7 protein-coding genes and 1 pseudogene are annotated in these 9,994 nt (G+C 74.8%); 2 read left to right on the top strand and 6 right to left on the bottom strand.

Annotated features, from left to right (window positions below; genetic code table 11):
• Positions 1–248: 248 nt before the first annotated feature.
• On the top strand, positions 249–1,775 hold the full coding sequence (locus tag RH94_RS28690; protein WP_107428852.1) for an IucA/IucC family protein: 1,527 nt from the start codon (positions 249–251) through the stop codon (positions 1,773–1,775).
• 52 nt (positions 1,776–1,827) lie between these two features.
• On the opposite strand, the gene polX is transcribed toward RH94_RS28690, so the two are convergent.
• A complete protein-coding gene (polX, locus tag RH94_RS28685) occupies positions 1,828–3,555 on the bottom strand; it encodes a DNA polymerase/3'-5' exonuclease PolX (protein WP_073951262.1) in 1,728 nt (575 codons plus the stop codon).
• 145 nt (positions 3,556–3,700) lie between these two features.
• Here polX and RH94_RS28680 point away from each other — a divergent pair, with 145 nt between their 5' ends.
• The gene (locus RH94_RS28680) at positions 3,701–4,840 is read left to right on the top strand and encodes a site-2 protease family protein (RefSeq protein ID WP_073951261.1); all 1,140 of its coding nucleotides are present in this window, start codon (positions 3,701–3,703) and stop codon (positions 4,838–4,840) included.
• A gap of 3 nt (positions 4,841–4,843) precedes the next feature.
• Here RH94_RS28680 and RH94_RS28675 read toward each other — a convergent pair whose 3' ends face one another.
• The 5 genes and pseudogenes from RH94_RS28675 to RH94_RS44905 all read right to left on the bottom strand — a co-directional run.
• The gene (locus RH94_RS28675) at positions 4,844–5,314 is read right to left on the bottom strand and encodes a universal stress protein (protein WP_073951411.1); all 471 of its coding nucleotides are present in this window, start codon (positions 5,312–5,314) and stop codon (positions 4,844–4,846) included.
• A gap of 58 nt (positions 5,315–5,372) precedes the next feature.
• Complete coding sequence (locus RH94_RS28670) at positions 5,373–6,710, bottom strand: amidohydrolase (RefSeq protein WP_079189230.1); 1,338 nt, start codon at positions 6,708–6,710, stop codon at positions 5,373–5,375.
• A 68-nt stretch (positions 6,711–6,778) separates the two neighbouring features.
• Positions 6,779–8,740, bottom strand: a complete 1,962-nt coding sequence (locus tag RH94_RS28665; RefSeq protein ID WP_073951260.1) for a TOMM precursor leader peptide-binding protein — start codon at positions 8,738–8,740, stop codon at positions 6,779–6,781.
• Positions 8,737–9,492 (bottom strand): ABC transporter permease, encoded by a 756-nt coding sequence (locus RH94_RS28660; RefSeq protein WP_073951259.1) that lies wholly within the window; start codon positions 9,490–9,492, stop codon positions 8,737–8,739. The genes RH94_RS28665 and RH94_RS28660 overlap by 4 nt, the downstream gene beginning before the upstream one ends.
• Positions 9,489–9,994: pseudogene (locus RH94_RS44905) on the bottom strand (ABC transporter ATP-binding protein); the annotation flags it as partial. The gene RH94_RS28660 and the pseudogene RH94_RS44905, both read right to left, overlap by 4 nt.

Below are 9,994 nucleotides of genomic sequence, written 5' to 3'. Positions count from 1 at the left end.
GCCACAGCCGGGTCAGCACGGCGGCCCGCGCGCCGCGCAGCTCTGCCGCGTACCGTGGGACGAGGCCGGGGCGCACGGCGGCCAGCTCCTCGGCGACCTCGGTCTCGACGGTCGGGGAACGGCGCACGGTCTGGCTCCTCCGGTACGGGTCCGGGCGTCACGTTAGCGCGCGCCGGGCAGAAATACTGATCACCTTCGCACCGTGTGGACGTATGCACCGAATGGACCGAACGGACCGGTTGGAACCCATGGAGCTCACGCCCCCCGGCGACGACATCGCCGAGCGCGCCGACGCCTACGCGGCCGCCCCCCTGCTGAACTGCCTGATCCGGGAGGTGGCGCGGCCGTGCCCGGATCCGGACGGGCGGCGGGTGTACCGGCTGCCGGGCGGGGGCCGGCTGCTGCGGGTCGGCGGCGGGCGGCGGCCCGTCGGACCGGAGGTGCGCACGGCGGACGGCTGGCAGCGCATCGGCCACACGGAACTGGTCAAACTCGTGGCCGAGGAGCTGCGCCGGCACACGGGGCTGTCCAACGACGAACTGCCCGCCGAGATGATCGACAGCCGGGTCGCGGTGGCGGCGCTGCTCGCCGCCCGCGACCGGGCGGCGGTGCCCGAGGACCCGTACACCCGGTCCGAGCAGGCCCTCGTCACCGGTCATCCGTACCACCCGGCGCCCAAGGCGCGCGGCGGCGGCCCGGTCGCCTCCTGGCTGCCGTACGCGCCCGAGGCGCACGCCCGCTTCCCGCTGGTGCTGCTCGCCGTGCGCGAGGACATGGTCGCCGAGGAGGGCGACACCTCGGCGCTCGACGCCCTCGGCCAGGCCCCGCCCGGCTACCGGCTGCTGCCCGCCCACCCCTGGCAGCTCGACCTGACCGGCCGCGACCTCACCGGTGCCTTCGCCGACGGCCGGCTGCTGCGGCTGGGCAGGACCGCCGCCGAGGTGCGGCCCACGGCGGCGGTACGCACCGTCCAGGTCCAGGTCCCCGGCGCGGACGGTGCGGACGGCGCGGACGGTGCGGACCTCTTCCTGAAGTTCAGCCTGGACGTGCGCATCACCAACGACGTACGCCGGCTGTGGCGGCACGACCTGCTGAGGCTGCGCCGCACGGACACGGCGGCGGCGGCCGCCTTCGCCGGGCTGGGCGGCCCGGCGGCCTGGCTGAGCGACCGCGGCTACCGCACCGCCGCCTTCGCCTTCGAGGAGCTGGCCGTCGTCGTCCGCGACGGGCTGGGCCGGCACGTGCTGCCCGGCGCGACCCCGCTGCTCGCCGCGGCCCTCGCCGAGGGCTTCGACGGCAACCCGCTCGACGGCCCGGCGGACCCGGAGGTGTGGTGGGAGGCGTACCTGCGCCAGGTCGTGCCCCCGGCCCTCGGTGTCTTCGCCCGGCACGGCGTCGTCCTGGAGGCCCACCTGCAGAACTCCCTGGTCGCCGTGGACGCCGCCGGCCTCCCCGTACAGGCGCTGTTCCGGGACGCCGAGGGCGTCAAGCTGCTGCCGGACGTCTCCCGGGCCGCCGGATGGGAACGGCTGGTGTACTGCCTGGTCGTCAACCACCTCGGCGAGATCGCCGCCGCCCTCGCCGAACGCCACCCGGGGCTGGACCCCTGGCCCGCCGTCCGCCGCGAACTCGCCCGCCACGACCTGCCCGAGATCCCCGCCCTGCTCACCTCGCCCACCCTGCCCGGAAAGACCAACCTCCTGCTGCGCTGGACGGGCGCCGACGGTGCCGCCGCCCACTACCGGCCCCTGCCGAACCCGCTGCTGGGCGCCTGAACGCGGGGGAGCGCCACGGCCGCCCGCCGCACCGGCTCGGCGCGTGTGCGCCTCAGCCCGCCCGGTCCTTGCGCAGGAACCGGCGCAGCCGGCGCAGGGGCCATGTGTTGATCACGTCGTCCGGGGTGAGCCATCCGCGCTGCGCCGTGCCGATCCCGTAGCGGAGGAGCGCGAGCTGGGGGACCGAGTGGGCGTCGCTGTCGACGGCGAACCTCGCCCCGTGGCTCCTGGCCCGGAGGATGTCCTCGTCGCCCAGGTCCAGGCGGTCGGGCTGGGAGTTGATCTCCAGGGCCGTGCCGGTGCGGGCGCAGGCGGCGAACACCTCGTCGAGGTCGGCGTCGATGCCCGGCCGCCTGCCGATCAGCCGGGTGGTGGGGTGTCCGATGACGTTGACACGGGGGTTCTCGCAGGCGCGTACGATCCGCCGGGTCATCGCCCTGCGGCCGAGGGTGAAGTGGGAGTGCACCGAGGCCACGCAGAGGTCGAAGCCGGCCAGGAACCCGTCGGGCCAGTCCACCTCCCCCTCGGGACCGATGTTGAGCTCGGCGCCGTGCAGCAGCCGCATCCCGTGGTACCTGCCGTCCAGCGACCGCACCCGCTCGCGCTGGGCGAGGATCTTCTCGTCGGTCATGCGCTGCATGCGCAGGTCCGGCGCGTGGTCGGTGACCGCGTAGTACGCGTAGCCCCGTTCGGCGGCCGCCGCCACCATCTCCTCCAGCGGGGCGAGGCCGTCGGTGAGGTCGGTGTGGGTGTGCAGATCACCGCGGACGTCCCGCTCGGTCACCACCTCGGGCAGCTCGCCGCGCAGGCCGGCCTCGATCTCGCCCCGGTCCTCGCGCAGCGTGGGCGGGATCCAGGGCAGGCCGAGCCTGGCGTACACCTCGTCCTCGGAGCGGGAGGCGACCCGTCGTCCGCTCCCGGTCTCGGACAGGCCGTACTCGGAGAGCTTCAGGCCCAGGTGGGCGGCGATCGTGCGGGTGCGGATGTTGTGCGCCTTCGAGCCGGTGAAGTACTGCAGGCCGGCGCCCCACGAGTCCGGTCGCACCACGCGCAGGTCGACCTGGACGCCCGTGACGGTACGGACCGAGGTCTTCTTCGCGCCGTGGGCGACGACCTCGGCGGTGGAGGGCAGTTCGGCGAGGGCGTCCATGAAGGGGGCCGACCGGCCGGCGGCGACGAGGACGTCGATGTCGCCGACGGTCTCCTTCATGCGGCGCAGCGATCCGGCGTACGCGCAGTGCTTGCAGCCGGTGATCCGGGAGAGTTCGGCGACGATGTCCTCGGCGGCCTCCGTGGCGGTGCTCAGCGGGATGCGCTCCCCCGCCTGCCGCATGAGGGCGATGCCGTGCAGGAGGTTCGCCTCGGTCTTCTGCCCGAAACCCTTCAGACCGCGCAGCTTCCGTGCCCGGATGGCGTCGGCCAGCTCGTCCACCGACGAGATGTGCAGGTTCTCGTAGAGCGCCAGCGCTTTTCTGGGGCCGAGGGTGGGGACGGTGATGAGCTGCCGCACCCCCGCGGGGATCCTGGCCCGGGTCTCCTCGACCTCCGTGACGTGGCCGGTGCGGACGTACTCGACGACCTTCTCGGCGATCGACCTGCCCACGCTGGGGATCTCCCGCAGAGCCGCGGCGTCCAGGTGGGAGACGTCGGCGGGACAGCCGCCGATCGCGCGGGCGGCCTTCTCGTAGGCGCGGGCTCTGAACGCGTCGCCTCCGGTGATGGCGATGAGGTCGGCGTACTCGTGCAGGAGCGCCTCGACCTCCTCGTTGGGCCGGACCACGTCCCAAGTCTAGGAACGGCCCTGTCCGCGTGCCAGGCGGTCACACCACGAACCGCCCTCCGGTCCCTTGGGCCTTTCCGGCGCGCGAAGCCGTGGGTCCAAGGGTGTACTGGAGCGGGTGACGGTTCGAGCAGGGGAGAGAGCGGTGCGGGCGACGTTCGTTCTGGGGCGGATCGCGGGGGTCCGGATCGGCGTGCACTGGAGCGTCCTGTTCATCTTCGCGATCATCGCGTTCGGTCTGGCGCAGGGCCGTCTGCCGCAGGCGCATCCGGGGCGTTCCTGGGCGGTGTACTGGGCGGCCGGCCTGTGCACCGCCGTGGTCTTCTTCGCCTCCCTGCTCGCGCACGAGCTGGCGCACGCCGTGGTGGCCCGGCGCAACGGGGTCGAGGTGGACGACATCGTGCTGTGGCTGCTGGGCGGGGCGGCCCGGCTCAGGTCCGAGGCGTCCAGCCCCGGCGCGGAGCTGAGGATCGCCGGTGTCGGCCCGCTCGTCAGCCTCCTGCTGGGCGGGCTCTTCGCACTCGTCGCCTGGCTGCTCGGCACGGCGTCCGTGTCCGGGGTCGTGGTGGAGATGGTGGCCTGGCTGGCGGGCATCAACGTGCTGCTCGCGCTCTTCAACGCGCTGCCCGCCGCCCCGCTCGACGGCGGCAGGCTGCTGCGCGCGTTCCTGTGGTGGCGCACGGGGGACCGGCTGCGGGCGACGGCCGGCGCGACCGCGGCGGGGCGGGTCTTCGGGTGGCTGCTCGTGGTGCTCGGGCTGATCGTGTTCATGCGGAGCGGCGCGTTCGGCGGTCTGTGGCTGGCCCTGATCGGCTGGTTCCTCATCGCGGCCGCCACCGCCGAGGGACGGCAGGCCCAGCTGCGCGGCGTGCTCGCCGGTGTCCCGGTGCGGAACGCCATGACACCCGAACCGCTCACGGTCCCCGCGGACACCACGGTCGCGGGCTTCCTCACCGATCCGAGCTACCGCTACCGGCATTCGGCGTTCCCGGTGACCGAGGACGGGGACGGGGCCCCCGTCGGGCTGGTGACCCTCGACAGCGCCAGGCGGGTGCCGCGGGCCGAGGCCCACGCCGTGACGGTGAGCCAGGTGATGGTGCCGCTGTCACAGGTCACCGTGGCCGGGCCGGACAGTCCGCTGGCGGACCTGCTGCCGCGCATGGAGCCGGGCGCCGAACACCGGGTCCTGGTCGTGGACGACGGCAGGCTCGTCGGAATCGTCTCGCTGTCCGACGTGAGCCGTACGGTGACCTGGCTGATGAACACCGCCCCGGGGCGGCGTTGACCATTACGCCGCCGAGGCCGGCGTCGGCGCGTCGGCGCTGCCGCGGATGACGACGACCGGGCACGCCGCGTGCTGGACGAGGTGCTGGCTGACCGAGCCCAGCAGTGCCCCGGCGAATCCGCCGAGCCCCCGGCTCCCCACGACCAGCAGCTCCGCCCCGCGGGCGGCGTCCAGCAGCACGCCGGCCGGGTGCCCGCACACGACCCGGGGCCGGATCCCGGCCGGCCGGTCGGGGCCGAGGGCCTCGTCGATCGCCTGGGTGAGAATGCTCCTGGCGTTGTCCGCGAAGTCGAAGTCGGCGACCATGGGACTCGCGCCGTACCACTGCGGGTACTGCCAGGAGGTCACCGCCTCGACCACTCCGCCCGTCAGGGCGGCCTGCCGGGCCGCCCACCGCAGGGCGGCCTTCGACGGCTCGGAGCCGTCGACGCCGACCACGATCCGTGCGGCGGATGTCCTCTGCTGCTCGCTCATGTACCAGAGTGTGCGGGCGCGGGGGGCCCACCGCACACCGTTCGCGGCCGCCGGTCCCTCACCCGGCGGCGAACCGGTCGAGTGCCGCACTCGCCAGCGCGGCGATCGCGGGGCGCAGGGCGCTGCCGATGTGGGGGGCGAAGTACGGGGAGTGGTTCGGGGCCGGTGGCGGGGCGTCGGGGCCGTCGGCCGTCGCCCGGCGCCACTCGTCCGCGCCCACCACGCCCAGCATCCAGTAGACCAGCGGGACCCCGTGCTGCCCGTGGACACCGGCTCCGGCGTCCCCGAACAGCGGGAAGTCCTCCGCGGCCATCGACCCCGGCCAGGGCAGGACCCGCCCGGGCCCCAGGAGTCCGGCGTGGGCACGCCGTACCGAGTCGGTGGCGTGCGGGTCGCACCGCAGGGCCGCCGAGCGGGAGGCGACGGTCACCTCGGGCTCCCGGGGGGCGCCCGCGGCGGCGCTCTCGGCGAGGACGATGCGGCGCACCGCGGTCAGCGCCCGGTCGAGGGACGCCTCGCTCGACGCGCGGACCCCGATGCCGAGTTCGGCGCGGTCCGGTATGACGTTGGCGGCCGTCCCGGCCCGCAGCGTGCCCACGGTCAGCGTCACCTGGTCGGCGGGCGCGGTCTCGCGGGCGACGACGCCCTGGAGCCGGGTGACGACGGCGGCCGCGGCGACGACCGGGTCCACCGCCAGGTGCGGGGTGGCGGCGTGCCCGCCCCGCCCGTGCAGCACCACGTCGAGCACCGCGCCGGCCGCCGCCATCGGCACCTGTTCCGCCGCGTGCGCGACCGTGCCGGAGGGCAGCGGCGCGGCGTGCTGGGCGAGTACGGCGCCGGGTCTGCCGAACCGTTCGTACAGTCCGTCGCGCAGCATGGCCTCGGCCCCGCCGAGCGTCTCCTCGGCCGGCTGCCCCACCACCAGCAGGGTGCCCCGCCACCGGTCGGACAGGCGGGCGAGCAGGTCCGCGGCGCCGGCCGCCGCGGCCAGGTGCAGGTCGTGGCCGCACGCGTGCATGGCGTCGGTGCGGCTGGCGTACGGCAGCCCGGTCCGCTCGCGCACCGGGAGCGCGTCGAGCTCCGCCCGCAGCCAGACACGGGGCCTGTCCCCGTTGCGGAGCACACCGACGACGCCGTGGCCGCCCACCCCGTGGGTGATCTCGCAGCCCACCGCCGCGAGTCGACGGCCGAAGCGGTCCGCGGTGCGGGCCTCCTGGCCGGACGGTTCCGGATGCGCGTGCAGGTCCAGGTAGAGGGAGAGGGCGGGCCGCAGGACGTCCCCGGCGCGGACGAGGAGGTTCTCCGCGCCCGGCGGCGGCGAGTCGTGACCGGGCGCGGGCGGGGCGTCGTGGCCGGCCGGTGCCGGGGGCGGGGCGTGGTGGGACGGCGGGTTCATCGGCGGACTCCGGGGAACGGCCGGGCCCCCACCGCGGCGCGGGGAGGCCCGGGTGGGGGAGGCGGGCTTCAGGGGAAGGGGTGCGGGGCCCGAAGGATCTCCGCGTCGGTGAGGTCGCGGTCCCGGTGCCCGCCGCGACGCAGCGCGGTGCGCAGCCGGGGCATCAGCAGGGCCCGCTGCCGGTTCCAGCCGAAGTCGATCGGCAGCAGCCCCGGCACCACCGTACTGACCGTCCGCAGCCCCATCCGCTCCTGCTCGGGCGAGGTCTGGTCGACGACGACGACGTCATGGCCCGCCCGCACCAGTTCGTCCCGGACCACGGCGACGTCGTCGCGCAGGTCGCCGGTGCGGGGGCGGCCGTGGCGCTCCCAGTCCCGGTACACCTCGTCGAAGGGGCGGACCTCGGACGGCTCCAGATAGCCGCGCGCGTACGCGGCCATGCGGGGCAGCCCGTAGAGCTGGGGGTGGTCCTTCAGGTGGCGCACCAGGAAGAAGTCGTCGGCCATGGCCTCCAGTTCGCCGCGGCGCTCGGCGGTCTGCCGGGCCAGGTGCGGGATGTAGCTCAGCACCTCGGACAGCGCCCCCTCGACCGCGGCCCTCGGGTCCAGCGAGGCCGCGGCCGCGAAGGACAGGGTGCCCGGGCCCCCGTCCCGGCGGACGCCGACCACGGTGACGGCCGGGATCGCCAGGTCGATCCGGTTGTCGAAGACGTGCACGTCGTAGCCCTGCAGGGCGGCCCGCTCGGCCATGGCGGCGGCCGTGGGACTGCCGACCGTCCCCAGGTCGATGCGGGGCAGCCGGGCCGCGCCGTACCAGCCGTTCAGGAAGGAGTCGCGCTCGACGAGTTCGAGCAGGCCGCCCAGGACCGCCTCCTCCAGGCAGCCGCCGACGGCACAGCCGTTGGAGCACTCGAAGACGAAGTTGTCGTCGGCCAACGGGATGCTGTAGTAGACCAACCGCGACGGCACCAGCACGGGGCGCTCGTCCCGCAGCGACCAGCCCCACTCCCAGGGGATGGGCCGGCCGGGGTCGAACGGCTCGACGAAGGGGTCGTCGCGGTAGGTCTCGTCGCCGTACAGGCCGCACACCGCGGGGTCGACCGCGTCGGCCCGCAGCTCGTCGTAGGAGCCGACCACCGGCACGGAGCCGCCGCGCCGGTGGGTGCCCGCGTACCGTTCCAGGCCCTCCAGGAACGCGAGCCGGCGGCTGGTGGCGAAGGAGTTCTCCTGCCCGCTCCAGGTGACGTCGTGGAGTCCCGCGTACCCCCGGACGAACGCGCTGCCGGCCACCGGGGCGGTGGTGGACGAGGTGACGTCGGTCCAGGTGCCGGCCCCCAGGGCGCCGCAGACCGGATTGGCCAGGGCATCGGTGGGGAGGGGGTAGGAGAAGGCCGAGCGCAGCCGGTAGGTGCCGGGGTCCGGTTTGGGACGCGGGGCGAGGGTGAGCGGCCGGACGTCGTCCGCCGCCTGGGTCCGGGCGCGGGGACCGCAGTCCGGGCAGAGCGGGTCGGCGAGCAGCGGGAACGTCCTGATCAGCAGGTTCGCCAGGTCCAGCCGGGTCACCTGGGGCAGGGCGCGGTCCGCCGGGTGCGTGGCGGGGGGCACCGGGCGGGGCCCGTGCAGCAGGGCTTCGCACAGTGCGGCCACCACGTCCTGGGCATGACCGGTGAACAGCGGCCAGGCACCGGCCGGACGGGGCCCGTCCGGGCCGCCGGTCTCCAGGGCGTTGCGCTCGCTGCGGCTGCGCAGCCGCTGCCACCGTACGGCGAGGCAGCGGCCGCAGGCGGGTGCGCTGCCGTCGCCGCCCCAGGGGCCGAGCAGGATCGCCGAGGCGCTGACGTGGACCAGCGCCGTCGGCCGGTCCGCCGCCCAGGGGTCCGGGGCTCCGGCGTCGCCGCCCCCCGCGCCGACGGCACCGACCGGCACGACCCGCGGGGCGTCGGCACCGAAGCGGCCGTCCAGGAACGCCTGGAGGGTGCCGCGGGCCTCCTCCATCGGGTGCGCGGGCAGCGGCCGGGTCGCGGTGCTCATGAGCTCTTCGTCCAGCGGAAGGTGCGCGCCGCGACCGCCCCGAAGACGACGGCGAATGCGACGAGCCCGGCGCACCCCACGCCGATGTCGGACAGGTCGCCGCGGCCGGTCAGGGCGGCCGACACCGCGTCGTTGAGATAGCGCAGCGGCATGACCAGCGAGACCTTCTGCAGCCAGTCCGGCATGGCGTCCAGCGGGAAGAACGACCCGGACAGGAAGGCCATGGGCAGCATCAGGAAGTTGGCGATGCCGGCGACCGACTCCGGGGTGTCGGCGATGCTGCCGATGATCATCCCGAGCAGCAGGAAGGTGGTGATGCCGAGGACCATGACGGGAATCAGCAGGGGCCAGCGGGAGGCGGGCACCAGGTCGAACCCGGGAAGCATCGCCACCCCGACGAACAGGACCGACTGGACGAGCCCCACCCCCAGGGCGAGGACGTAGCGGGACCCGATGACGGAGGACAGCGGGGCGGGCGACATGCGGATCATCCGGAGGATGTCGTCCGCGCGCCACTGCATCAGCGTGAACCCGATGCCGAAGACGGCGGCGTTGGCGACACCCCAGGAGAGCACTCCGGCGGCGGTGTAGGAGAGGTAGGAGAAGCCGCTCTCCTCGACGCTCCGGCCGCGGAAGACGAGACCGAAGACGACGAGGAAGATCAGGGGGAAGGCGAAGGTGAAGAAGACGGTCGTCTTGTCCCGGACCTGGGCGCGGTAGCCCGCCGCGGTCAGCGCGGTGTAGGCGCTCATGCCTGCTGCTCCTGGTTGTTCGTGTTGTCCGTGGTGAGGGGGGTCTGGGCCTGGCTCTGCCGGGCGGTGATGTCGAGGTAGACGTCCTCGAGGCTGGGGGTGCGGGTCTGCACGCCGTCCAGACCGGTGAGGGGGTCGAGGGCGGCGAGCACCCGGCCGGTGGCCCGGGTCTCCAGGACGAGGTGCCCGCCCTGCACGGTGACGCCGTCCACGCCGGGCAGGGAGGCGGCCTTCTGCTCGTCGATCCGGCCGAGCGGGACCAGCAGCCGGCTGGTGGCGCCGAAGGTTCCGATCAGGTTCTGCGGCGCGTCGGTGACGACGAGCCGGCCGGCCACCAGGATGCCCACGCGGTCGCAGAGCGCCTCCGCCTCGTCCAGGTGGTGCGTGGTGTACACGATGGTCCGGCCCTGCGCCTTGAGGCCCCGCAGGACCTCCCACAGATCGCGGCGGCCCTCCGGGTCGAGCGCGGCGGTCGGCTCGTCGAGGAAGATCAGCTCGGGTC

The sequence above is a fragment of the Streptomyces kebangsaanensis genome, assembly GCF_001906585.1.
GTDB lineage: Bacteria > Actinomycetota > Actinomycetes > Streptomycetales > Streptomycetaceae > Streptomyces > Streptomyces kebangsaanensis.
The sequence above is the reverse complement of the archived record's forward strand: the minus strand, read 5'-3'. Positions and strand labels throughout refer to the sequence as shown.

Excerpts from the sequence above, each read along its gene's own strand:
- RH94_RS28665 (WP_073951260.1), bottom strand. The coding sequence starts at position 8,740 with ATGAGCACCGCGACCCGGCCGCTGCCCGCGCACCCGATGGAGGAGGCC.
- RH94_RS28690 (WP_107428852.1), top strand. The coding sequence starts at position 249 with ATGGAGCTCACGCCCCCCGGCGACGACATCGCCGAGCGCGCCGACGCC.
- RH94_RS28660 (WP_073951259.1), bottom strand. The coding sequence starts at position 9,492 with ATGAGCGCCTACACCGCGCTGACCGCGGCGGGCTACCGCGCCCAGGTC.
- RH94_RS28675 (WP_073951411.1), bottom strand. The coding sequence starts at position 5,314 with ATGAGCGAGCAGCAGAGGACATCCGCCGCACGGATCGTGGTCGGCGTC.
- RH94_RS28670 (WP_079189230.1), bottom strand. The coding sequence starts at position 6,710 with ATGAACCCGCCGTCCCACCACGCCCCGCCCCCGGCACCGGCCGGCCAC.